This is a genomic window from Paraburkholderia flagellata (assembly GCF_021390645.1).
Taxonomy (GTDB): Bacteria; Pseudomonadota; Gammaproteobacteria; order Burkholderiales; family Burkholderiaceae; genus Paraburkholderia; species Paraburkholderia flagellata.
In genome coordinates, this window is the sequence record NZ_JAJEJT010000003.1 from 1,420,328 (window position 1) to 1,443,225 (window position 22,898).

The 22,898-nt window shown below is 63.9% G+C and carries 19 protein-coding genes; 10 read left to right on the top strand and 9 right to left on the bottom strand.

What is annotated here, in order from left to right:
* Positions 1-5 precede the first annotated feature (5 nt).
* Positions 6-3,029, top strand: coding sequence for an FAD-binding and (Fe-S)-binding domain-containing protein (locus tag L0U83_RS30135; RefSeq protein ID WP_233887774.1), 3,024 nt, complete (start codon positions 6-8; stop codon positions 3,027-3,029).
* On the opposite strand, the gene L0U83_RS30140 is transcribed toward L0U83_RS30135, so the two are convergent.
* Genes L0U83_RS30140 through L0U83_RS30150 form a run of 3 tightly spaced genes read right to left on the bottom strand, consistent with a single transcriptional unit; the run spans position 3,026 to position 6,901 of the window.
* Positions 3,026-4,120 (bottom strand): serine hydrolase domain-containing protein, encoded by a 1,095-nt coding sequence (locus L0U83_RS30140; protein WP_233887775.1) that lies wholly within the window; start codon positions 4,118-4,120, stop codon positions 3,026-3,028. The genes L0U83_RS30135 and L0U83_RS30140 overlap by 4 nt on opposite strands.
* Before the next feature lie 41 nt (positions 4,121-4,161).
* Positions 4,162-5,472 (bottom strand): MFS transporter, encoded by a 1,311-nt coding sequence (locus tag L0U83_RS30145; protein WP_233887776.1) that lies wholly within the window; start codon positions 5,470-5,472, stop codon positions 4,162-4,164.
* Between the two features lie 10 nt (positions 5,473-5,482).
* A complete protein-coding gene (locus tag L0U83_RS30150) occupies positions 5,483-6,901 on the bottom strand; it encodes a M20 family metallopeptidase (RefSeq protein WP_233887777.1) in 1,419 nt (472 codons plus the stop codon).
* A 123-nt stretch (positions 6,902-7,024) separates the two neighbouring features.
* Between L0U83_RS30150 and L0U83_RS30155 the strand changes: the two genes are divergently transcribed.
* Positions 7,025-7,933, top strand: a complete 909-nt coding sequence (locus L0U83_RS30155) for a LysR substrate-binding domain-containing protein (RefSeq protein WP_233887778.1) — start codon at positions 7,025-7,027, stop codon at positions 7,931-7,933.
* Positions 7,934-7,939: 6 nt separating this feature from the next.
* Here L0U83_RS30155 and L0U83_RS30160 read toward each other — a convergent pair whose 3' ends face one another.
* From L0U83_RS30160 to L0U83_RS30170, 3 genes are all read right to left on the bottom strand, one after another.
* Positions 7,940-9,283, bottom strand: coding sequence for a type II toxin-antitoxin system HipA family toxin (locus L0U83_RS30160; protein ID WP_373321130.1), 1,344 nt, complete (start codon positions 9,281-9,283; stop codon positions 7,940-7,942).
* On the bottom strand, positions 9,280-9,684 hold the full coding sequence (locus L0U83_RS30165) for a helix-turn-helix transcriptional regulator (RefSeq protein WP_233887779.1): 405 nt from the start codon (positions 9,682-9,684) through the stop codon (positions 9,280-9,282). Before L0U83_RS30165 ends, L0U83_RS30160 begins: the two co-directional genes overlap by 4 nt.
* Positions 9,685-9,990: 306 nt before the next feature.
* The gene (locus L0U83_RS30170; RefSeq protein WP_233887780.1) at positions 9,991-10,824 is read right to left on the bottom strand and encodes an NAD-dependent epimerase/dehydratase family protein; all 834 of its coding nucleotides are present in this window, start codon (positions 10,822-10,824) and stop codon (positions 9,991-9,993) included.
* 175 nt (positions 10,825-10,999) lie between these two features.
* Between L0U83_RS30170 and L0U83_RS30175 the strand changes: the two genes are divergently transcribed.
* From L0U83_RS30175 to L0U83_RS30195, 5 genes are all read left to right on the top strand, one after another.
* Positions 11,000-11,992 (top strand): LacI family DNA-binding transcriptional regulator, encoded by a 993-nt coding sequence (locus L0U83_RS30175; protein ID WP_233887781.1) that lies wholly within the window; start codon positions 11,000-11,002, stop codon positions 11,990-11,992.
* Between the two features lie 203 nt (positions 11,993-12,195).
* Positions 12,196-13,419 carry a porin gene (locus tag L0U83_RS30180; protein ID WP_233887782.1) on the top strand — a complete coding sequence of 408 codons (1,224 nt, stop codon included), beginning with the start codon at positions 12,196-12,198 and terminating at the stop codon, positions 13,417-13,419.
* 70 nt (positions 13,420-13,489) lie between these two features.
* Entirely contained in the window at positions 13,490-14,500 is a 1,011-nt protein-coding gene (locus tag L0U83_RS30185; RefSeq protein WP_373321131.1) for a TRAP transporter substrate-binding protein, read from the top strand.
* Positions 14,501-14,578: 78 nt separating this feature from the next.
* The gene (locus L0U83_RS30190; RefSeq protein ID WP_233887941.1) at positions 14,579-15,058 is read left to right on the top strand and encodes a TRAP transporter small permease; all 480 of its coding nucleotides are present in this window, start codon (positions 14,579-14,581) and stop codon (positions 15,056-15,058) included.
* Between the two features lie 7 nt (positions 15,059-15,065).
* Complete coding sequence (locus L0U83_RS30195) at positions 15,066-16,418, top strand: TRAP transporter large permease (RefSeq protein ID WP_233887783.1); 1,353 nt, start codon at positions 15,066-15,068, stop codon at positions 16,416-16,418.
* 68 nt (positions 16,419-16,486) lie between these two features.
* Here the strand turns inward: L0U83_RS30195 and L0U83_RS30200 are convergent, their stop codons facing one another.
* Positions 16,487-17,503, bottom strand: a complete 1,017-nt coding sequence (locus L0U83_RS30200) for a zinc-dependent alcohol dehydrogenase family protein (protein ID WP_233887784.1) — start codon at positions 17,501-17,503, stop codon at positions 16,487-16,489.
* 110 nt (positions 17,504-17,613) lie between these two features.
* Here L0U83_RS30200 and L0U83_RS30205 point away from each other — a divergent pair, with 110 nt between their 5' ends.
* Both L0U83_RS30205 and L0U83_RS30210 read left to right on the top strand, forming a co-directional pair.
* Positions 17,614-18,558: a LysR family transcriptional regulator gene (locus tag L0U83_RS30205; protein ID WP_233887785.1), complete on the top strand. Its 945-nt coding sequence runs from the start codon at positions 17,614-17,616 to the stop codon at positions 18,556-18,558.
* A 165-nt stretch (positions 18,559-18,723) separates the two neighbouring features.
* The gene (locus tag L0U83_RS30210; protein WP_233887786.1) at positions 18,724-19,587 is read left to right on the top strand and encodes a sugar phosphate isomerase/epimerase family protein; all 864 of its coding nucleotides are present in this window, start codon (positions 18,724-18,726) and stop codon (positions 19,585-19,587) included.
* 10 nt (positions 19,588-19,597) lie between these two features.
* Here the strand turns inward: L0U83_RS30210 and L0U83_RS30215 are convergent, their stop codons facing one another.
* Positions 19,598-20,662 carry a LacI family DNA-binding transcriptional regulator gene (locus tag L0U83_RS30215; protein ID WP_233887787.1) on the bottom strand — a complete coding sequence of 355 codons (1,065 nt, stop codon included), beginning with the start codon at positions 20,660-20,662 and terminating at the stop codon, positions 19,598-19,600.
* Between the two features lie 181 nt (positions 20,663-20,843).
* Between L0U83_RS30215 and L0U83_RS30220 the strand changes: the two genes are divergently transcribed.
* Positions 20,844-21,161, top strand: coding sequence for a VF_A0006 family four-cysteine protein (locus tag L0U83_RS30220; protein ID WP_233887788.1), 318 nt, complete (start codon positions 20,844-20,846; stop codon positions 21,159-21,161).
* A 61-nt stretch (positions 21,162-21,222) separates the two neighbouring features.
* Here L0U83_RS30220 and L0U83_RS30225 read toward each other — a convergent pair whose 3' ends face one another.
* Positions 21,223-22,734: a CoA-acylating methylmalonate-semialdehyde dehydrogenase gene (locus L0U83_RS30225; RefSeq protein ID WP_233887789.1), complete on the bottom strand. Its 1,512-nt coding sequence runs from the start codon at positions 22,732-22,734 to the stop codon at positions 21,223-21,225.
* Positions 22,735-22,898 lie beyond the last annotated feature (164 nt).

Below are 22,898 nucleotides of genomic sequence, written 5' to 3' on the forward strand. Positions count from 1 at the left end.
AGGCGATGGCAGGCGCACGCACCTCGGGCATGCTGGTCAAGCCGATTCATCTGGTTCCTTCTAGCGCGGGCCATGGCTCGCCGCTCGCGCGCCGCCTGCGCGACGCACTGCGCGGCGACGTGTTTTTCGACGCCGCGAGCCGCGGCCGTTACGCAACCGACGCCTCGATCTATCAGATCATGCCCATCGGCGTGGTGGTGCCACGCGATCAGGACGACTTGCGCGCTGCGCTGGAGGTGGCGCGCCTCGAGCATGCGCCCGTGCTGGCGCGCGGCGCGGGTACGAGCCAGTGCGGTCAGACGGTGGGCGAAGCGCTCGTAATCGACACGTCGAAGTGGCTCAACAACATCGTCGATTTCGATGCCGATGCGCGTACGGTGACGGTCGAGCCGGGCGTCGTGCTCGATCATCTGAACGCGTGGCTCAAGCCGCACGGGCTGTGGTTTCCCGTGGACGTTTCGACGGCCGCGCAGTGCACGATCGGCGGCATGGCGGGCAACAATTCGTGCGGCTCGCGCTCGATCGAATACGGCAACATGGTGCACAACGTGCTCGGCATCGACGCGATTCTCGCGGACGGCAGCGAGGCCCGTTTCCAGTCGTTGAACATGCCGCACGACGGCGCGCGCCTCGCGGCGCTGCTCGAAGGCGTGCAACGCATCGCCACGCGCGAGCGCGGCGAGATCGCCGAACGCATGCCGAAGGTGCTGCGCCGCGTGGCCGGCTACAACATCGACCTGTTCGACTGCCAGAACCCGCTCGCCTATACCGACGACGGCGTGGCGAATCTCGCGCATCTGCTCGTCGGCTCCGAAGGCACGCTCGCATTCAGCCGGCAAATCACGCTGAAGCTCGCGCCATTGCCCGCGCACAAAACGCTGGGTGTGGTGAGCTTTCCGACCTTCTGGCAGGCGATGGATTCGGCGCAGCACATCATCAAGCTCAAGCCGACTGCGGTGGAGCTAGTTGATCGCACGATGATCGAACTCGCGCTTGGCAATCCGGGCTTCAAGCCGGTGATCGAAAAGGCGCTGGTGGGCAGGCCCGATGCGATTCTGCTGGTCGAATTCGCTGGCGACAATCGTGATGATCAGGTGCGCCGCCTCGATGGTCTGGTCGAACTGATGGGCGACCACGGCCTGCCGGACTCGGTCGTGAAGATGACCGATGCGAACGAGCAAAAGGCGCTGTGGGAAGTGCGCAAGGCAGGCCTGAACATCATGATGAGCATGAAGGGCGACGGCAAGCCGGTCTCGTTCATCGAGGACTGCGCCGTGCCGCTCGAACATCTCGCTCAGTACACGAGCCGCCTGACTGAAATCTTCCATCAGCATGGCACCGAAGGCACGTGGTACGCGCACGCTAGCGTCGGCACGCTGCACGTGCGCCCGATTCTCGACATGCGCCGCGACGGCGCGGCGAAAATGCGGGCGATAGGCGAAGAAGCCGCGGAACTCGTGCGCGAATACAAGGGTGCGTTCTCAGGCGAGCACGGCGACGGTCTGTGCCGCGGCGAATGGATTGCCTGGCAGTACGGACCGAAGATCAACCAGGCGTTCACGGAGATCAAGCAACTGTTCGACCCGGAAAACCGCTTCAATCCCGACAAAATCGTTCGGCCACCGAAAATGGACGACGCGAAGCTGTTCCGCTTCGCGCCGGGCTATCGCGAGCGCCAGATGCGGCCGCTGCTCGATTGGTCGGCGTGGGACGTGAATCGCGATCCGCTAACGGGTATTGAAACGCCGCCCGGCAGCGGCGACGACCTGACCGGCGGCCTCGCGAAAGCCGTGGAGATGTGCAACAACAACGGCCACTGCCGCAAGTTCGACGCGGGCACGATGTGCCCGAGCTATCGCGTGACGAAGGACGAGAAGCATGTGACGCGCGGTCGCGCGAATACGCTGCGGCTCGCGATTTCGGGGCAGTTGGGCGAGGACGGACTCGCGAGCGACGAGGTCAAGGACACGCTCGACCTGTGCGTATCGTGCAAGGGCTGCAAGCGCGACTGCCCGACCGGCGTGGACATGGCAAAGCTCAAGATCGAGGCGCGCGCGGCGTGGAATACGAAGCACGGCCTGAAGCTGCGCGAGAAGATGATTGCGTATTTGCCGCGCTATGCGCGACGTGCGGCGAAAGCGGGCGGCTTTGCGGCGGCTGGCGAGCGCATTCCTTTGGTATCCGCTTGGGTGAAGCGCGCGCTCGGTCTCGCGCAGCAACGCTCGCTGCCGCAGTTCCAATCGTCGTTCCTTTTGGAAGTTTCGGCAGCAAAGCAGAACGTAGCAACGGCAACCAAAGAGGTAGTGCTGTTCGTTGACACCTTCAACGACAACTTCGAGCCAGAGAACGCCCGCGCCGCGAAACGGGTGCTGGAAGCCGCCGGCTATTTCGTGCACTTCAATGTGCGCGGCGACGAGCGCCCGCTATGCTGCGGCCGCACGTTCCTCGCAGCGGGGCTGGTGGATGAAGCGAAGCGCGAGGCGCGGCGCCTGCTCGATACGCTCATGCCATTCGTCGCGCGTGGCGTTTCGATCGTCGGGCTCGAACCTTCGTGCCTGCTCTCGATGCGCGACGAGTTCCTGCAATACGGCTACGGCGACGAGGCCCGCGAACTCTCGGCCGCGGCGTTCCTGTTCGAAGAATTCCTCGTGCGCGAGAAGGGCGCGGGCCGATTCGATCTGGCGTTGCACTCGCTCGACGCGCCGCGCGCGTGGGTGCACGGCCACTGTCATCAGAAAGCATTCGACGCCTTCCGGCCCGTGCTCACGGTGCTGGGCTGGATTCCGGGGCTGGACGTGAAGCCGATCGAATCGTCATGCTGCGGAATGGCGGGCAGCTTCGGCTACGAAGCGGAGCACTACGAAGCATCGCTGGCGATGGCCGAGCTTTCGCTGTTGCCCGCCGTGCGCAAGGCGGATAGTGCCGATCTCGTCGTGGCGGATGGCACGAGTTGCCGCCATCAGATCCACGACGGCGCAAACGTCACGGCGCTGCACGTGGCTCGCGTGCTGGAAATGGCGATGAACTAGTTTGCGAGTGTGCTCGTGCCCTGGCGCGAGCACACGGCATCTACAGCGTGCAGCATCTTGCCGAAGAACGCATCCGCGCATTGTGAGTCGAGCCAGCGCACGATCAGCGCGATCTTGCGCTCGGGCTCGATCCACATAAACGAGCTTCCCGCTCCCACGCCAAAATAACTCGATTCGGGCACGCTCGGAAACACGCGCCGTTCCGTATTGAGCCAGACCAGCGAGCCGTAGAACGGCGCGAGCGGGCAGGGCGTGCGCATGCGCGCGATCCATTCGCTCGAGAGTATGCGGCGGCCCGAGGCGATGCCATCGTCGAGCAGCATCTGCGCGACCTTCAACTGATCGTTGGCGCTCACCGACATGCCGCCGCCCCAATGCGAGCCGCCGGGCACCGATTGCACGCGTCTGCCGCCCAGATCGATCCATGCGTCGTCGTAGCCGACCCATTGCCAGTTCTCGCTCGCGCCAACGGGCCGCATGATCGTCTCGCGAAATACTTCGGGCAACGAACGGCCGAACAGATGCAGCAGAGCGAGCGAAAGCTGGTTGATGCGCACGTCGTTGTATTCCCAATACGTGCCGGGCGCTTGCAATGGGCGCAAATCGCCTTTCTTCCCGTTGGGCGGCTCGCCGAAGGTGACGGCGCGATAGTGATCGGCTTGATCGGAAAGGCCGAAGCACTTGCCCGTCCATTCGCTCGTCTGTTGCAGCAGATGCGTCCAGGTGACTGTTGCGTTGTGGTCGTCGTCGAAGCCGATGCCGGGCACGCGTGCGCGTACGGGCTCATCGGGATCGGGCAAGAGGCCGCGGTCGTGCGCCACGCCCGCGAGCAGCGCCAGATACGTCTTCGCGATGCTGAAGGTCAGATCGGGCCGATCGGGTTCGCCCCATTGCGCGAGCAGGCGCCCATCGACGGCAATGGCGCCCGACACAGGACCACGATCGTGGATGGGGCCGAGCAACCGGTTCCACGGCGGCGGGTCGTTCACGTGCACGCCGAAGTTGCCATCGGCGTTACGGTCCCATGCCGATTCGTGATCGATGGAAAACTGAATGGCGTCCTGAACTTCTTGCGGCAAATCGTGTTGCATACGTGCGTGTTTCCTGTTTCGTGTTTCTGTATGGCGCCGGTTCAACGCGCGCCCAGCTTTACGCGCGCCCAAAGCAGCGTAACGAGGCTCAACACGGCTGCGAACATCAGCCAGAGTCCCGGCGCGAGATTGTTGCCCGTCGCCGCAATGAGCGAGGCCACGGCGAGCGGTGTGAAACCGCCGAACACGGTCGTGCCGACGTTATAGGCGAGCGCCATGCCTGTGGTGCGCGTGCGCGTGGGGAAGAAGCTCGCCATGAGCGCCGGAATCGAGGCGAAATAGGTGACTTTGAGCACCGCGACCCAGATCACGGCGGCCAGCAGCGTGGACAGCGAAGGATGCGCGTTCACGAACATGAACGCCGGATAGACGGTGAACAGGAACAACACGCCCGCCACGAACATGATGCGCGTGCGGCCCACCTTGTCCGACCAGTGGCCCACAATGGGCGTGAGCACGATGGCGATCAGCCCGGCCACGAGCGTGGCGATAAAGCCCGACGAAGGCGCGAGACCGAGCTGTCGCGCGGCATAGGTCGGCATGTAGAGGAGCACGTATTGGGCGGACGTGGTCAGTATCAGCACACCAATCGATGCAATCACCCCCGCCTTTTGCGTGGCGAACAATTCGCGCACGGGCGACTCGGCTTTCTCGGTGCGCTCGAATTCGGGCGTTTCGTCCATGCGTCTGCGGATATAAAGACCCACGGGACCAATCAGGATGCCGAACAGGAATGGAATGCGCCAGCCCCAGCTTTCGAGCTGCGGCTGCGTGAGCGTGCCCATGATCACGGCGCCGAACAAGGAGACGAGCAGCGTGCTCGCACCCTGGCTCGAGAACTGCCAGCTCGACATGAATCCGCTGCGCTGCGGCGCGTGCTCGATCAGGAAGGCGGTGGAACTGCCGAACTCGCCGCCCGCCGAAAAGCCTTGCAGAAGACGCGAGGCGAACAGGCCGATGGGCGCGAGTATGCCGATCGTCGCATAAGTGGGCATGAGCGCGACCATGCCGGTGCCGATGGTCATCAGCGTAATGGAGAGCGTGAGTGACGCCTTGCGGCCCTTGCGGTCGCTGTATGAGCCGAGCACGAGCGCGCCGAACGGCCGCGCGAGATACGAGAGCGCGAATGTGCCGAGCGTGAGCAGCAGCGAGATCGTCGCGTTGTGCCCGGGGAAGAAAAGCTTGGAGAGCGTCGAGGCGAAGTAGCCGTACGCCAGCAGGTCGTAGAACTCTAGCGCGTTGCCGATCGAAGTCGCGATGATGAGCCGCGAGACGTTCTTGCCTGAGGTGCTTTGCGAGGGCTCTGACCAGGGCTCGCTGCCGTGATGCGCGGGAAGGGAATCGATGCTCATTGCGGCGTCCTCATGCAAACGTTGTTGGATGTGGTGCGGGGTTGGACGCGCCGGCCTCTCTTGCGCCGAGGTCCCAGAAGAGGCCAGCCATGATGCGCAGCCCGTCGCGCACGACCGGGCCGAGCAGGTGCTCGTTCGGTGCGTGTTGCGAGCAGCCCGGATACGAATGCGGCACCCACAGCGTGGGCATGCCGAGCACTTCGGCGAATACGTCGTTGGGCAGCGTGCCGCCCAGGTTCGGCAGCAGCACGGGCTCGGTTCCCGTGGTCTCGCGCAGCGAGCGCAGCGCCCATTGCACCCACGCGTTGTCGGGATCGACACGCGTGGCCGGCGCGCCGCGCTCCACGTCGAGTTCGATCATGTCGAAGCCGTGAGCGTCGAGGTGCGCGCGTACGATGTGTTCTAGGTTCTGCCAGTCCGTGCCGACGACGAAACGAATCTGCATATAAGCGATAGCGTGCGGCGGAATCGCGTTCACGGGCTTTTCGGGGTTGCCTGTGCGGAACGCGAGCACTTCCAGATTGTTCCAGCCGAACACGCGCTCGGTGGGCGTGAGGCCCGGCTCGCCGTAGTCGCGATCAACTTCGGGCTCGCCCGGATTGCCGCCCACGCGAATATCGGCGAGCGCGCGGCGCACGGATTCCGGAATGGGCGGCGGGCGCAGGCCTTCTACGAGAATCTTGCCGTTTGCGTCGACCATCGAGGCGATCGCGTTCGCGAGCACGACGCCCGGATTGCGCAAGAGGCCGCCCCAGTTGCCCGAATGATGGCCACCTTCGCGTAGCGTCAGTTCGAGCTTGAAATTGACGAGGCCGCGCGAGCCGAGAAAGATCGTCGGGCGGTGCGCGCTCAGCCGCGGGCCGTCGGAGGCGATCAGCACATCGGCGGCGAGTTCGTCGCGCAACTGCGTGCAGAGTTCGTGCAGGCCCGGTGAGCCGACTTCCTCGCCCGTTTCGAACAGCAGTTTGAGGTTGAAGCCGAGCTTGCCGCCGCGTGCGTCGAGCACGGCCTTGAGCGCGGCAAGGTTGATGCTGTGCTGGCCTTTGTTGTCGGCGGTGCCGCGGCCGTACCAACGCTCGCCCTCGACGGTCACGTCCCACGGCGTGAGGCCCGTGCGCCATTGCGCGTCGTAGCCGCGCACCACGTCGCCGTGGCCGTAACTGAGCACGGTGGGCAGCGCATCGTCTTCGTGGCGGTGGGCGATCAGGAACGGGCCCGCGCCTTTGGCGGGATTCTCGACGACACGGCAGGTGAAGCCCCATTCGATCAGGAGCGGTGTGAGTTCCTCGTCCAGATAACCGCGCAGGCGCTCGCCGCTGTCCGGCTCCTGGCTCTCGGTGCGATACGCCACGCGGCGGCGCAGATCGTTCAGGAAGTGGCCTGAATCGTATTGACCGGCTGCGGTTTGAATGGCGATGTCACGAGTCAACTCGCTTCTCCCTGTGTTAAGGCCGTCGAACGATCCTGCCGTCACCGATATTTCTGCACAATTACAATATTTGTGATCTATCTTTGCCGAAACGGCAAAGCGGACGAGACCGCGATCATCGACATGGACAACACCGCACTGCGCTATTTTCTGGAAGTGGCCCGCAGCGGCTCGCTGAGCAAGGCGTCCGAACGGCTTTACGTGGCCGTTTCGGCGCTCAGCCGCCAGATCGCCCGGCTCGAAGAGGAACTCGGCACGCCGTTATTCGAGCGGCGCCCGCGTGGCATGGTGCTGAGCGAGGCGGGGCGCATGCTCGCGGAGCACGCGCGGCGCAGCCTCCTCGAAGCGGAGCGCGTGGTCGGCGAGATTCGCGGGCTGAGCGAGGGTGGCCGCGCGACCATACGCATTGCAAGCTCCGAAGGTCTGGCGCCCGACTTTCTGCCGCAGGTGTTCGCGCACTTCCTCAGGACGTATCCGCAAACGCATTTTCAGCTAGACGTGTCGGCGCCTTCTGTTGCGACGCAGCGTGTGCGAGAGGGCACGGCCGATATCGCGCTGTGTTTCAGCCTCGCGCCGGAGAAAGAAATTGCCGTGCACTATTCGCAGCGCGCACCGATATTCGCGCTCATGCGGCGCGATCATCCGCTGGCGGCGCGAGAGTCGCTTTCGTTGCGCGATTTGATCCCGTGGCCGGTCGCCATGAACAACCAGGGCGTGACGATCCGCCAACTCCTCGACATCGCGTGCGGCCCCGAAGGGTTGATCTTCGAGCCGGTGTTCGTCAGCAACTATCATGTCGCACTGCAAAGATTCGTACGCCTGACCGATGCCGTGACGTTCACCGGCTATCTGACCGTGCGCGGCCGTCTAGAGGTGGAGGGGCTTGCCGCCGTGCCGCTCACGAACCCGGAGTTGCATCAGCGCACGCTGCAGATCCAGACGATGGCGGGCCGCACGCTGCCGCAGACCATGCAGGCTTTTCTCGACCTGCTCACGCGCGCGATCGACGACGAGGATCTCGCGCGCGGCTGATGTCGCTTAAATCGCGAGCCCGGCGGTCAGCCTCGCGGCGAGCCTGCGCATGCCGGCGAAGACGGCGTCGGCTACGTCTTCGGGAAAACCGGCAGGGATCTGCGCCGAGACGGCTTCGATCACGCGCGGTGTTTGCGCCGCCACCTGCGAGAGCATCGCTTCGACTTCCGCCGCGGCGAATCCCACGCGCTGACCTTGCGCGATCCAGTGCCGGGGATAGATCTCCTCGACGCGATAGTGCCGGTTGCGCCCGCGCACGGACATCGCGAGGCTCACGCGCTGCGGCGCAATATGATTGCGGCCCCGGCCGACGACAGGATGCGCGCTGAGCACGTCGTAGAGCGGCGTGGCGGCGTATTCGCTGCCGGGCAGCAGCGCGATGCTGTAGTTCTTCGCATGGCCGTCCGTTGCGGCGAGCAGCCAGAAGACGATTTGTGTGACGAAGAAATGGCGGCGGTCGGCCGCGGCCTGCGCGGAACCGTCCAGGACTTGCATGATCGCGTCGATGCCCGGGCCGCCGTCGGCTTCGTACTTCGCGAGCCCGGACGTGCCCGTGGCCTGGCACAGGTCCTCCTGCGGCAGGCGCAGGATCCATTTGCCGTCGCTGGCAAGGCGCCGGTCGAAACGCTCCACGACCAGTGCCTTCATATCTTCGAATTGCGCGATTTCGCAGGGCGCGACGGGCAAGCCGTAGGCCGCGATGATCCGCGTGCACAGCCACTCGTTTTCCACCGAGGTGCGCATGTCGGCGCGCATGTTGCCGACGAGGCCGAGCGGCAGTTTCAGGATGTGTGTGGTCGGCGTGCTGCCTTCAGGAAGCAGCCACTGCCCGCCATGCCGCAGCAGCGCGGTCTTTTCCTGCGCCCCGGCGATGGACAGCCGCAGGCTGCCCACGGAATCGTGCTCGCCCGCGTGCGGCGTGGCGGTGGTTTCTCGCAGCAGTTGCGCGATGTCGCCTTCGCTCAGGGCTCGCCCCTTGATGCTCCTCAGGCTGGCGGGCGCAACGCCTGCGGGCAGAATTTGCAGCGCGCCCACGCAATCACGGCCGAGCGCGGCGAGCAACTCGAACGGCGAGGTGCCGCCCGTCTGGTAGCGCGCAGCGATGCGTCTGCGGATTCGGTCGCTGTCCGGTAGCAGGTTGTCGAAATAGTCCGCGACGATCTGGCCGCGCCAGGGCTGGTTGCCGGGCGTGAACGGCAGCGAGAGGGAGAGGGGGCGGCCTTGCTCGTCGTCGACCCAGCTGTCGAGGTACGCGAGGCGTTCGTTGCCGCGCACGCTCTCCCAGTAGCCCACGGGCAGGCCGTTCATCCACAGGTCGAGCCGGTTGGGTAGACGTGGACGTGCGCTCACCAGTTCTCCCTCGGCTTGCGGCGCGTGGCGGACTGGCGCGGCGGCACGTCGGCTGCCGGCGTGGTGCGGGTTTGTGTGCGTTTGCGGGCGGCCGGGGGCTTGGCCGCTCTCGACATCTTGGCTGCGGCCGCGGGGGCTTTGACCGCACGGGGCGTGGTTTTCTCCGCGACCGGCGATGCTTTGGCTTCGGGCGCGCCGAGCTTGATTTCGACGTCGACGAGCCGCAGAACCCGAACGAGCCGCTCGACGCTCGCCGCTTCGGGATTCGCCTCGAACGCGGCATAGCTTTGCTGCGAGATGCCGAGCCGCGCGGCCACGTCTTTCTGGGTGAGGCCGGCTTTCTTGCGGAAGCCGACGAGGATCGGGCGCAGTTGGCTCAGGGTCTTGAGAGGGTAGTCCACGGCAACTCCGGGCGGCTAAATGCGGATGCAAGCGGCCGATGCAAACGGAAACGCGCGGCGCAGTCGAATACAGTCTATACGTTGTAAAGTAAAAATACAAACCACAGACTGTAATTTGCGAATACAGCCTGTAGTATGTATCAGGTTCCCGGCGAGTGCGACCGCGGGCATGTGGCGCCGATCAAGCTGCAATTACAAAGCTGCAACTAACTGTCCGGCGTAGCCTAACCCCACCCAGCCGCTTCGCGGCCAGAGCGGGCTGCCTTCAGGCTATCGAGCCGGTCTCCCGCATCATCAGGAATCCGATCAAAGGTCGGCGCCTTGCATCGGCTCGCCAAGCACGAACGGTCCACCCTGATACTGCTGTGCGGCGTCGGCAAGCTCGGCGTTCGGCGCAGCCGCCGGGAAGCGCCCGGCGTACGCCGCCGAGCTGTCGCGCGGCCGGTAGCCCAGGAAACCCGCCTTGCCGTTGTCCCACCAGCTTGCCGGGTTGTCCGACACGCCATACACGATCGTATGACCCACGCGATTGGTGAACAGCGAGCAGCGCACGAGTTCGATGAAGTCGCGATAGCTCAGGAACGTGACGAGCATGCGTGCGTTCTTCGGTTCTTCGAACGATGAACCAATGCGCAGACATACCGTTTCGATGCCGAAGCGATCGAAGTAATAGCGCGACAGCGATTCGCCGAAGCATTTCGTCACGCCGTACAAGCTGTCTGGCCGGTGCGCGGCATCGGTATCGAGCACGCTCGTGACCGGATGAAAGCCCGTGACGTGATTGGAACTCGCATAGACGATGCGCTTGATGCCGTGCTTGCGCGCGGCTTCATAGAGATTGTACGTGCCGCGAATGTTGGCTTCGAGCAGATCGTCGAACGGCGCGTCGATGGAGATGCCGCCCAGGTGCACGATCGCATCCACGCCTTCCACGAGTTGCATGACCGCCTCGCGGTCCGAGAGGTCGACGCGGCGCGTTTCCTCGTGCGGCGCCGCCTCGCCCAGTTCCGTGATGTCGCTCACGCGAACAATGTCGGCCCAGTTCGCGAGCGCACCGCGCAACTGACGGCCCAGATTGCCGCCCGCGCCAGTAAGAAGAAGGCGGCCGAACGGTTTGGCGGAAAGTGAGTGTTGCGACATCAGGGCTCCCTGGGAATTATTTTGATATTGATAGAGACAAGGAAAACGTTTTCCGAATATAGCCACCGGCAGTCACAGCGTCAATGGAGGAATACCTGCTTCGAATACGGGGTTCACCCCAGGTCCGTTTCTGCGACAATGCTCGCCGTCGAACATCCCTGGGCGTTGCCAACCTATGAAAAGTGGTTCCCCGACGATTCGCGATGTCGCCGCGATGGCCGGCGTCTCGGTCGCGACGGTATCGAAGTACGTGAACGGCACGCAACGCTTTTCGCCGGCGGTGGAAGCGAAGGTCAAGGACGCCATCGAGTCGCTCGGCTACCGCTCGAATCCGCTTGCGCGCTCGATGATCACGGGGCGCACGCGCACCATTGGCGTCGCCATTCTCGACATCGCGAACCCGCACTTCACGAACGTGGTCAAGGGCGCGAACCGCGTTGCGCTCCAGCACGACTACACGCTGCTTCTCGTGGACGCCGAAGAAAATCTCGCGCGCGAGCGCTCGCTTATCGAAGCGCTTTCACCACGCGTGGACGGGCTCATCGTCAGCTCGCGCGCGTCCGAGGAAATCGCCAGGTGGACGATGAAACTAGGTAAGCCCATCGTCATGCTCAGGACCGTGCGCGGGCTCGACATTCCCACCGTCGGCTTCGACAACCGGCTCGCGACTTCCATGCTGGTGCGTCATTTGCTCAATCTCGGGCACCGGCACGTGGCCTATCTCGGGTTCGCAGCGGCGACCATCAATGACGAGCGTATTGCTGGCGCAACCGAGGCGCTTGCAGAAGCCGGCCTCACGCTCGACGTGTACGAGACACACGCGCCGACCGCCCAGGCAGGCGAACAGGCCTGCTCGCGTGTGATGCTGGGCCCAAAGCGCCCGCAGGCCGTGATCTGCTACAACGACCTCATCGCGCTTGGCTTCATGAAGGAGGCGAGGTCGCTCGGCTTTCGCCTGCCGCAGGATGTCTCGGTCGCCGGGATCGACAACGTGCCCTACGGCGAATACGTGGAGCCGCGCCTGACCACCATCGACGGGCAGAGCGAGCGAATGGGCGAACTGGCCATGCAAAAGCTCATCGACGTCCTGGCTGGCCGCGCGGATGTCGAGCAGGTCGTGCTCGAACCCCGCCTCGTCGTGCGCGACTCGACCGCCGCCTGCCGCTGATTCCCTGATCTCCGAACTTCACGCTCGCTGGCCGCCAGTCGACGGCCGGCGGCCTCGTCACGCCTGCTCTCGACGATCCACACGCGCGCACCATCGCTGCGCCGCTCCGCGTAACTACCTACTAGCCATTTCGAAAGGAACGCATTAAATTTGAGAAAACGTTTTCCAGAAGTGGCACACGAAAAACAAAAGGAGATCGGAGAATGTCGGAGAACACACGCCGTTTGAAATGCGCCGTTGTCGGGGTGGCGATTGCGGGCGCTGCGCCTGCCTTTGCGCAAAGCAGCGTGACGCTCTACGGTATCGTCGATACGGGCATCGGCTGGCAGTCGAGCCAAACGACACTCGGTTCGACCTCGGGCGGCCGTTCGGCGGTCAAGATGATCAACGGCGTGTGGGCTGGCAGCCGCTTCGGGCTGAAGGGTGCAGAGGACCTGGGCGGCGGCACGAAGGCTATTTTCCAGCTAGAACAGGGCTTCAACAGCGCAACCGGCGCGCAATCGACGAGCGGGCTCATGTTCAGCCGGCAAGCGTTCGTGGGCGTGACGAATCCCACCTACGGTTCGCTCACGGCGGGCCGCCAGTACGCTTCGTACTACCAGATGCTTTCGCCCTACAGCCCGACCACGTGGCTCACCGGTTTTTATGGCGCGCATCCGGGCGATCTCGACGGTCTCGACACGATCTATCGCGCCAATAACACGCTGCTGTACACGTCGCCGAAAATTCATGGTTTTACTGTGAGTGGTTCGTACTCGCTCGCTGGTGTGCCTGGCAGCGTGACGCAAGGCTCGACGTGGACCGCCGCGGCGCAGTACGCCATGGGGCCGTTCGGCATGGCGGTGGGTTTCTCGCGCATCAACAACTCGAACGTGAACGGCGGGGCCTTCGGTGCAGATACGACCACGTCCAACGCGGGCGCACAGGCCGGCGTTTCCGCGGTGACCTACGGCTACCAGTCGGCGCGCGCACAGCAGCGCTTTGCCGTGGGCGCGGGCTATACGTTCAACAGCCAGTTCGACCTCACCGCGACTTACTCGAATGTGCAGTACATCCCCGGCGTGGGATCGGGCTTCCACGACACCGCGATCTTCAATACGGGCGGCGTCGTCCTGCACTGGAAGCCGGCTCCGACGTGGGACTTTGCGACGGGCTACAGCTATACGCGCGCAACGCGAGCCAACGGCATCACGAGCAGCGCGCAATACCAGCAGTTCAATCTCTCGGAGTACTACACGCTTTCCAAGCGCACGGGACTTTACGCGTTGCAGGCTTTCCAGCGTGCAAACGGCAAGACTCTCACGCCGGCAGGCAACGGTACGCAAATCATCAACGCGACCGCGACGATCGGCGACGGCTTCCAGACCACGCCGTCTTCGTCCCGCAGCATGGTCGCGGTAGGTGCAGGCATCATCCACCGGTTCTGAGACACCCGGTTGGCCAGCTAATCAGCCCAAACACGGCTTGAAAACAACTCTTCCATTCTTGGGGCAAGCGATGAAAAAGACCTTTCGCAACTCACGCAATGCACGCACCGCGAAGACCGCAATGACGGTTCTGGCAGCGGCTCTCGCACTCACCGCAGGCGCCGCGCACGCGCGCGTGTTCCGCGTAGCCGATGTTCACAGCGACACGTTCCCGACCAACATGGCGATCAAGCACATGGGCGAAGAGATTTCGCAGGCGACGGGCGGCAAAGACTCCGTCAAGGTGTTCGGCAACAGCGCGCTGGGTTCGGAGAACGATACGATCGATCAGGTGCGCATTGGCGCGCTTGACATGGTTCGCGCCAACGGCGCCGCGTTCAACGAGATCGTGCCGGAGTCGATGATTCCGTCGCTGCCGTTCCTTTTTCGCGACATCGACCATTTCCGTAAGGTGATGTACGGCCCCGAAGGCCAGAAGATTCTCGACGCGTTCAAGGCCAAGGGCATGATCGCGCTGACGTTCTACGAGAGCGGCGCGCGTTCGATCTACGCGAAGCGTCCGATCAAGTCGCCGGCTGACATGAAAGGCCTGAAGGTGCGCGTGCAACCGTCCGACCTCATGGTCGACGAAATCAAGGCCATGGGCGGCACGCCCACGCCGATGCCGTTCGCCGAAGTCTATACGGGCCTGAAGACGGGCCTCGTGGACGCCGCTGAAAACAATCTGCCGTCGTACGAGGAAACCAAGCACTACGAAGTGGCGCAGGTGTTTTCCGAAACCGATCACGCCATGACGCCGGAAGTGCTCGTGTTCTCGAAGAAGGTGTGGGACACGCTCACGCCGCAGGAGCAGGAGGTCATCAAGAAGGCGGCGGCGGACTCGGTGCCGTACTACGTGAAGCTCTGGACGGCGCGTGAAGATACGGCGGGCAAGACAGTGCAAAAGGGCGGCGCGACCATCGTTCCGGCGTCGCAGGTCGATCGTGCAGCGTTCGTGAAGGCCATGCAGCCGGTGTGGGCGAAGTATGAAAAGACGCCCGAGATGAAGCAGATCGTGGACGAAATTCAGGCGACTCACTAAAGCCCGGGGCTCCGCGCCGCAAGCGGCGCGGAGCCGAAAGAACGCAGTTGTGAAGTCTGTACCGTGCAAGGGTGGATGATGACCTTCCTGAAACTCCCCAACGATTTACTGTTTCGCCTGCTGACGATCCTCGCCTCGCTTGCGCTCGCCGTGCTGACGGTGCTCGTCTTTTACGGCGTAATCATGCGCTACGTGTTCGAGAGCGCACCCGATTTCGTGGAGCCGATCGCGTTGCTGCTGGTGGTCACCATCGCCATGTTCGGGGCTGCGCTCAAGGTGCGCGAGCGCGGGCATATCGGTCTCGATTCGCTCGTCAAGAAGCTTTCCCCGCGGGGGCAACTGATCGCGGAGGCGTTTCAGCACCTCTGCCTGATCGCGCTTGGCGTGGCGATTTTCTTCGGCTGCCTGCAAATGGCGGAAACAACCATGGACGACCGCATCGCGATTCTCGGCGTGCCGGAAGCGGTGCGCTACGTCATTCCGATCGTGGCGGGCACCTGCATCGTGCTGTTTTCGCTCGAGCATTTATTTGCGCTGTTCGTACGCAAGGCTAAGTAGGGCAAACATGGAACTCGCAATTCTTTCGCTCAGCTTTTTGGTGCTCCTCGCCGTTGGGGTGCCGGTTTCTTTCTCCCTGGGTCTCGCCTGCGTCAGCACGTACCTTTACGAAGGACTGCCGGCCGCTACTGCCATGCAGTCGATGATCTCGGGCATGAACGCGTTTTCGTTTCTGGCCGTGCCGTTCTTCATCTTCTCCGGCGAGTTGATGCTGCACGGCGGCATTGCCGACCGCATTCTGCGCTTCGCCCAGGCCGCCGTGGGTCACTTCCGCGGCGGCCTCGGCATGGCCAATGTTGTTGCGTGCACGCTCTTCGGCGGCGTTTCCGGTTCGCCTTCGGCGGATACCTCGGCCATGGGCGGCGTGGTGATTCCGCTCATGAAGCGCGAAGGCTATAGCGCCGCCTATGCGGTCAACGTGACGACGCACTCGTCGCTCGCCGGTGCGTTGATGCCGACCTCGACGAACATGATCATCTACGCGTTCGCCGCGCAAGGCATTACGGGCACGCTGAATGGTCAGCAGATGAGCGGTGTTTCGATCGGCGACCTGCTTTTCTCGGGCCTGCTGCCGGTGCTGTGGGTCATGGGCTTCGTGCTGGTTGCCGCGTACTGGCAGGCACGCCGCTTTGGCTATCCGCTCAGCGCGGACGGCTCGACCAAGGTGCAGATGTTCCCCGGCTGGCTCGCCGTGGTGAGGGCTTTTCTCGGCGCGCTGCCTGGCTTGCTCGTGATCGCGATCATTCTCTTCTGCGTGGCGCGAGGCATTGCAACCGCGACGGAAGCGGCCGCGATTGCCGTCGTGTATTCGCTCGCGCTCACCGTGGTCGTCTATCGCTCGATGACGAAGGAGAAGCTGTTCTTCGCCCTCTCTCGCGCGGCCAAGACCACGGGTGTCGTGCTGCTGCTGATCGCGGTGTCGAACATGCTGCGCTACCAGATGGCGTATCTGGAGATTCCGGAGGCCATCGAGCGCGTGCTCGAACATGCCACGACCCTTCCCTGGCTGATGCTTCTCTACATCAACATCATCCAGGTGTTTCTGGGCACGTTCATCGACATGGCAGCGCACATCCTCATCACGACGCCGCTATTCCTGCCGCTCGCCATGCATAGCGGCGTGGGTCCGGTGCAGTTCGGCATCATGATCCTGCTGAACTGCGCGCTCGGCCTCGTGCACCCGCCAATCGGCTCGGTGCAGTTCATCGGCTGCGCAATCGGCGATGTGTCGATCGGGGAGACGACCAAGGTCGCGTGGCCATACTATCTCGCGATTTTCAGCGCGATCAATCTGGTCACCTACTTTCCGTTCTTCTCGACGTGGCTGCCTAGCGTGATCAACGGGCATCCGGTCTTCTAAAGCGACACTCACACCCATGACGAAGCGGGCACCTCGAGTGCCCGCTTCGCTTTTCTGCGCGCCTGTTATTAGGCCACGCGTATCACCACCTTGCCGAAATGCTTGCCGGCTTCGAGCCACGCGTAAGCTTCGGGCGCTTCATCGAAACCGAACACGCGATCCACCACGGGGCGAATCTGCTGCGCGGCGATGAAACGCGTGACGTCGTCGAGCATCGTGCGGCTGCCGACCATGAGGCCGTGCAGCCGCTTGAAGCCGCCGATCACCGGAAGCAGCGCGAGTTCGGGGCCCGCGAAACTCGTCACGCCGCCGATGATCGAAACGAGCCCGCCCATCTTCGCCGCGGCCACCGAGCGCGGCAGCGTATCGCGTCCGCCCACTTCCACGACGATATCCGCGCCTTCGCCGCGTGTGAGCTTCAGCACTTCGTTCTGCCATTCGGAGTGCGAACGATAATTGATCGTCTCGTTCGCGCCAAGCGAGCGCGCGCGTTCGAGCTTCTCGTCGCTCGACGAGGTGACGATGGTCCGCAAGCCCGCCGCGTGGGCGAGTTGCAGCGCCCAGATCGATACGCCGCCGGTGCCGAGCAGCACCACGGTCGCGCCGGGCTGCGCCGCGCCATCGACGAAGATTGCATTCCAGGCCGTGATGCCGGCGCACGAAATTGTCGCGGCCTCCTCGTAGCTCAAGTGTGCGGGAATCGAAACGAGCGAGGTCTCCGTGGCGACGAAGCGCTCGGCCAGCACGCCGTCGAATTGTGCGCCGGGCGTTTCGCGCACTTTCCAGGGTGCGGGCGCGCCATCCACCCAATGCGGGAAGTAGGTGTTGATCACGCGGTCGCCGGCTTTGAAGCGCGTGACGGCCGCGCCGACTTCGACCACTTCGCCCGCGCCGTCGGCGACCGGCACGAGCGGCGCGTCGCCGAGTCCAAGGTAATCGCCGCGCGCGAACATCAGGTCGCGATAGTTGAGCGACGCCGCGTGAATTTTCACGACCACGTCATGCGGGCCGCTCGCGCGCGGCGTGAAGTCGGTGCGCGCGAGTGCGCCATGGCCACTGCCGGCCTTGAGTTTCCATGCGTTCATGACTGCTCCAGTACGAGTGGGAGCACCTATGATAGTGTTGCTTGTGCGGCGACATTGGTGAGATTCTGGACCTTCGTTGTCGCCGCAAGGGATACAAAAGGAGTCAAGCAATGGACGATCGCCTGAGCGGCGTGGCCGAATTCGTGGACGTGGTGGACGCGGGCAGTTTCGCTGCCGCGGGCGAGCGTCTTGGCGTGACGCGCTCGGCGGTCGCGAAGATCGTCGCGCGGCTCGAGCAGCGCCTGGGCGTGCGTCTGCTGCAACGGACCACGCGCAGTTTGAGCCTCACCGACGAAGGCCACGCCTACTACGAGCAGTGCCGCCGCGTGCTGGGCGAACTGAGCGCCGTGGAAGCCGCCTTCGATCACGGCCGGCGCGAGCCCTCGGGGCGTTTGCGGATCAGTGCGCCGGTGCTGTTCGGGCGCCAGTGCGTCGCGCCCGTGGTGCGGCGGCTCGTGGAGGAGTATCCGCGTCTGAATGTCGAACTCTCGTTCAGCGACCGCGTGGCCGATCTCGTCGAGGACGGCTTCGATCTGGCCGTGCGCATCGGCACGCTGCCCGATTACGGCACGCTCGTCGCGCGCCGGCTCGGCGTGCAGCGGATGGGCATCTGCGCGTCGCCTGCGTATCTCGCGCAGCACGGCAAGCCCGCGGACGTCGCCGCGCTCGCCACGCATACCGGCATCGCGTATGGCCGCGCCGGGCAGACTCCGGCGTGGCGTGTGCGCGGCCCGGGCGGTGAAGTCGAGGAGTGCCGGCTCGCGTCGCGGCTGTGCTTCGACGACCTGCTGGCGATTGCCGATGCGGCCGCCGCCGGCGCCGGTCTCGCGTGGCTGCCGTGCTGGCTCATGGGCCCGTATTTGAGCGACGGACGGCTCGAACTCGTCATGGACAGCAAGAGCGTGATGGGCGACGAAGTCCACGTCGTGCGGCAGAAGGCGCGGCATATGCCGTCGAAGGTGCGCGTGGCGGTAGATGCGCTCGTCGCGGATATTTCGCGCATGCTCGGCGCTGAAGAGCAGCACGCGGAGCATGCCCACCTCGGCATAAATTGACGAAATTTCATCAAGATTTCCATTGAGCGCGACTGGCGCGCCGCTTATGTTTGATCCGACGAAGCAGCCAACCGGATCACGGAGACGCCAGCGCAGTTGCCAGATGCGCGGCAAACCCCGAGGTCAAGCTCAAGAGCCTGCTTTGATACGAAAAACGGAGACATGATGGCGCAACGACTCCTGGTGTTCCAGTCGCTCTGGTCGATGGAACGCCGCCATACCGATGGCTACGAGCGCACGCTCGAAGAAAACGTGCGGATGATCGCCGAAGCGGGCTTCGACGGCGTGAGCGCGCATTGCACGAATCGCGAGGACGTAAAGCGCCTCGCCGAACTACGCAAATCATACGGGCTGGCGGCCGAGGGCCAGTGCTTCCCCACGACCGTCGACGACTTGCAGCCGGTGCTTGAACTTGCCACTGAATTCGGCCTGCACCATGTCGATCTTCAACCCGACGTGCGCCCACGCACGCAGCGCGAGGCGCTCGCGTTACTGGACGGCTGGCAACGCCTGACCGAGCAGGTCAGCATACCCGTCTACATCGAAACGCATCGCGACCGCCTGACGACAGACCTGTATTTCATGCTCGATCTGCTCGACGCGCGGCCCGACCTCAAGCTGCTCGGCGATATTTCGCACTACCTCGTGGGGCGCGAGTTCGCATGGCCGGTATCGGAGGAGAATCACGCGCTCATGCATCGCATACTCGATGCTTCCTGGGCTTTTCATGGCCGCGTGGCCAGCCGCGAACAGGTGCAGATCGAGCTATCCTTCGCGCCGCACCGCAAATGGGTGGATCTCTTTCTCGACTGGTGGCGCTATGGCTTTCACTCGTGGCGCAAGCGCGCGGGCGCGGACGATACGCTTGCGTTCACCTGCGAGCTCGGGCCGCAGCCTTACGCGATCATCGGTCCGGACGGCAACGACACGACCGACCGCTGGCGCGAATCGCTGCTCATGCGCGACTGGATACGCGAGCTGTGGCTAGAGGTCGTAAAGGAAGCTGCGCGCGAAAGTGCCGCCGCCTGAAACGGGAAACTCAATTCCCAACGCCCAGATACGGATTGCGCCTCACATTCGCCGAGCAGAAAATCCGGAACTCCACCGGCCCCGGAGGCGCGGGCGTTTCGAGCACGCCGCATGCGTTGAGCACATGCTCCAGCGCTGAGATGACCTGCCCGTCCGGGTCCTGGTCGATGGCGATGTCCATCGTTCCCTGCTCGATGTACTGGCGGTGCAGGTCGAGCATTTCATGGCCGGCCCACACGATCTTTCCCGCCGCGCCCACCTTGCGCAACGCGGCCTCGATTCCCGCCGACGCATAGCCGCTGTTATAGATGCCGACCACGTCGCCGCGTTTGAGCGACTTGAGCACCGCGCGATGGCATTGGTCCACGTCATCGAGCGATTCCACGGCTTCCTCGTCGCAAACGAGGTGCGGAAACGATTCGGCCAATTGTTCGCGGCATCCGCTGATCCGCTCGATATGCGCGTGATAGTCCTTGCGCGAGCAGATCAGCAGCACGCGGCCTGGCGCTTTCGCGAGGCGCCCGACGAAATAGCCCGCCGTGCGGCCCGCAAGCCGGTTGTCGATGCCCGCGTAATGCACACGCTCGACCGCATCGATATCGGTGACCATCGTCACCACGGCCTCGCCTTGGACGATCACGGTGCGCAGTGCGTCGCGCACCGCCGCCGTATCGTGCGTGGTGACGATCAAGCCCGCGCGTTTGTAGTTCGGTTTCAGGATGGCGCGCGTGATGACGTCGTCGTCGGCTTCGGGCAGGAACTGCCGATGCAGCACGATGCGCCGGTCGAGCATTTGCATGGAGCGTTCGAGGCACAGTGTCAGCCGCTGGAAGAACGGCGCGCTGTTTTGCGGCAGCAAAACGTCGATATGTACGAGCCCGTGATACGTTTCGGGCAACACACGCGGCACGCCGAGCTGGCGGGCGGCAGCTACGACACGCGCGCGCATCGCGGCGGACACGCTGCCGCGCTCGTTGAGCACGCGGTCGACGGTGGCGGGGCTCACGCCCGCGGCTTGCGCGATCTCCACGAAACGCGCCGTGCGCTTGCGGCGCGGCGAAGCGGTATCCGTCATGGGGCGTCTCCATCCATTTCGTTGACTAGCCAGCGCTTGAAAGCCCGCGCGGCGTTACTCGCGGATGACGCCTCCATCGAAGCATGAATGACGTCCTTTGATACACTGCTGCAACAGCGAGGCTCGGTGTTTGTGCCACGCAAACTCACGCAGACAGACGAAAATCATAATAAGGAAAGTCATGACAAGGCATCTTCGATGGAGTTCCGCCCTGCGGACTTCGATTAGTCTGGTCGGCCTGCTCTGCGCGCACGCCGCGCTGGCAGATGGTCAGTCGTCCTATGATGATTGTATGCTGGCTGGATTGCGCGACGCCCGCAATGAGGCCGCATCGAACTATATCCAGCGCTCGTGCTACGCGCTGTATCGCAATGGCGAAATGCTGTTGCCGCGCGAGAAGGCATATCACGAGTGCATCCTGCAGAATATGCCGGGCGCGAGAGAACCTTCCGCGATCGCGCGGATCGCTCAGATCTGCTCCCGGCGGGGGCAGTTGTAAGTCCGCGCCACCATAGAAAAAGCCCACGATGAAGTGGGCTTTTTTCGTTCACCAACAGTCGTTACTTCGCCACCGGCATCGAAAACTCGGCACCCTTTTCGGTGCTTTCCGGCCAGCGCTGCATGATCGACTTCTGCTTTGTATAGAAGCGCACGCCTTCTTCGCCATAGGCGTGCATATCGCCGAAGAGGCTGCGCTTCCAGCCGCCAAAGCCGTGCCATGCCATCGGCACCGGAATCGGCACGTTGATGCCCACCATGCCCACTTCGATCTGGCGGCCGAACTCGCGCGCCACATTGCCGTCGCGCGTGAAGCAGGCCACGCCGTTGCCGAACTCGTGGTCGTTGATCAGTTGCACCGCTTCGGCAAAGTCCTTTGCGCGCACGCAGGCGAGCACCGGCCCGAAGATCTCTTCCTTGTAGATGCGCATTTCAGGCGTGACGTTGTCGAACAGCGTGCCGCCGGTGAAGAAGCCATTTTCATGGCCCGGCACCTTCAGGCCGCGCCCGTCGACCACGAGCGTCGCGCCTTCTTCCACGCCGGTCGCGATATAGCCTTCGATGCGTTCGAGCGCCTGCTTCGTGACGATCGGGCCCATTTCCGCGTCGGCTTCCATGCCGTTCCTGATCTTCAGCGTGCGGGCGCGCTCGGCGAGGCGCGGCACGATCTTGTCGGCCACGTCGCCCACCAGCACCGCCACCGAAATCGCCATACAGCGCTCGCCGGCCGACCCGTAGCCCGCGCCGATCAGCGCATCCACGGTTTGTTCGATATCGGCGTCGGGCATCACGACCATGTGGTTCTTCGCGCCGCCCAGCGCCTGCACACGCTTGCCGTGCTTCGCACCGGTCTCGTAGATATAGTTCGCGATCGGCGTGGAGCCCACGAAGCTCACAGCCTTCACGTCGCGGTGCGCGAGGAGGGCGTCGACCACGACCTTGTCGCCCTGCACAACGTTGAATACGCCATCGGGCAGGCCGGCTTCCTTGAGCAGACGCGCCATGAAAAGCGAGGCCGAGGGATCGCGCTCACTAGGCTTGAGAATGAACGTGCAGCCCGCTGCGAGCGCCACCGGGAACATCCAGCACGGCACCATGCAGGGGAAGTTGAACGGCGTGATGCCGGCTACCACGCCCAGCGGCTGGCGCACGGTCCAGTTGTCCATGCCCGTGGAAACCTGCTCGGTGTAGTCGCCCTTGAGCAGTTGCGGAATGCCGCAGGCAAACTCGATCACGTCGATGCCGCGCGCGACTTCGCCCTGCGCGTCGGAGAACACCTTGCCATGCTCGGCCGTGATGATGGCCGCGAGTTCGTCCTTATGGCGGTTCATCAGTTCGAGAAAACGCAGCATGACGCGCGCGCGCCGAATGGGCGGCGTGTCGCGCCAGGCCGGGAACGCGGCTTTCGCGCTCGCCACGGCGGCGTCCACGTCGGCGACTTCACCCAGTACGAGACGGCGCGCGGCGGCGCCGGTCGCGGGGTTGAAGACCGCTTGCGTGCGGTCGCCCGCGCCGCGTTCGGTCTTGCCGCCGATAAAGTGGATCACGTCTGCGGAATCGGTGTAGGCCTGCATGTCATCTCCTCGTCTGGTGATTGCGTGCCGCCAGTCTACGGAGACCGCAGGGGCCGGGAAAGACTCTGTCGCTGAATTGATTGTTTTCAGTTGTGAACAATCGCTCGCGGAGTCTGTGAAAGATGCGCAGTCGGCATGCTAGTATCGGCGCGGGGATCACGAGT

Bases quoted from the DNA above. Each gene is read 5' to 3' on its own strand.
- L0U83_RS30135 (WP_233887774.1), top strand. From the start codon at position 6: ATGGCAGGCGCACGCACCTCGGGCATGCTGGTCAAGCCGATTCATCTG.
- L0U83_RS30140 (WP_233887775.1), bottom strand. From the start codon at position 4,120: ATGCAACACGATTTGCCGCAAGAAGTTCAGGACGCCATTCAGTTTTCC.
- L0U83_RS30145 (WP_233887776.1), bottom strand. From the start codon at position 5,472: ATGAGCATCGATTCCCTTCCCGCGCATCACGGCAGCGAGCCCTGGTCA.
- L0U83_RS30155 (WP_233887778.1), top strand. From the start codon at position 7,025: ATGGACAACACCGCACTGCGCTATTTTCTGGAAGTGGCCCGCAGCGGC.
- L0U83_RS30170 (WP_233887780.1), bottom strand. From the start codon at position 10,824: ATGTCGCAACACTCACTTTCCGCCAAACCGTTCGGCCGCCTTCTTCTT.
- L0U83_RS30175 (WP_233887781.1), top strand. From the start codon at position 11,000: ATGAAAAGTGGTTCCCCGACGATTCGCGATGTCGCCGCGATGGCCGGC.
- L0U83_RS30180 (WP_233887782.1), top strand. From the start codon at position 12,196: ATGTCGGAGAACACACGCCGTTTGAAATGCGCCGTTGTCGGGGTGGCG.
- L0U83_RS30185 (WP_373321131.1), top strand. From the start codon at position 13,490: ATGAAAAAGACCTTTCGCAACTCACGCAATGCACGCACCGCGAAGACC.
- L0U83_RS30190 (WP_233887941.1), top strand. From the start codon at position 14,579: ATGACCTTCCTGAAACTCCCCAACGATTTACTGTTTCGCCTGCTGACG.
- L0U83_RS30195 (WP_233887783.1), top strand. From the start codon at position 15,066: ATGGAACTCGCAATTCTTTCGCTCAGCTTTTTGGTGCTCCTCGCCGTT.
- L0U83_RS30200 (WP_233887784.1), bottom strand. From the start codon at position 17,503: ATGAACGCATGGAAACTCAAGGCCGGCAGTGGCCATGGCGCACTCGCG.
- L0U83_RS30205 (WP_233887785.1), top strand. From the start codon at position 17,614: ATGGACGATCGCCTGAGCGGCGTGGCCGAATTCGTGGACGTGGTGGAC.
- L0U83_RS30210 (WP_233887786.1), top strand. From the start codon at position 18,724: ATGGCGCAACGACTCCTGGTGTTCCAGTCGCTCTGGTCGATGGAACGC.
- L0U83_RS30215 (WP_233887787.1), bottom strand. From the start codon at position 20,662: ATGACGGATACCGCTTCGCCGCGCCGCAAGCGCACGGCGCGTTTCGTG.
- L0U83_RS30220 (WP_233887788.1), top strand. From the start codon at position 20,844: ATGACAAGGCATCTTCGATGGAGTTCCGCCCTGCGGACTTCGATTAGT.
- L0U83_RS30225 (WP_233887789.1), bottom strand. From the start codon at position 22,734: ATGCAGGCCTACACCGATTCCGCAGACGTGATCCACTTTATCGGCGGC.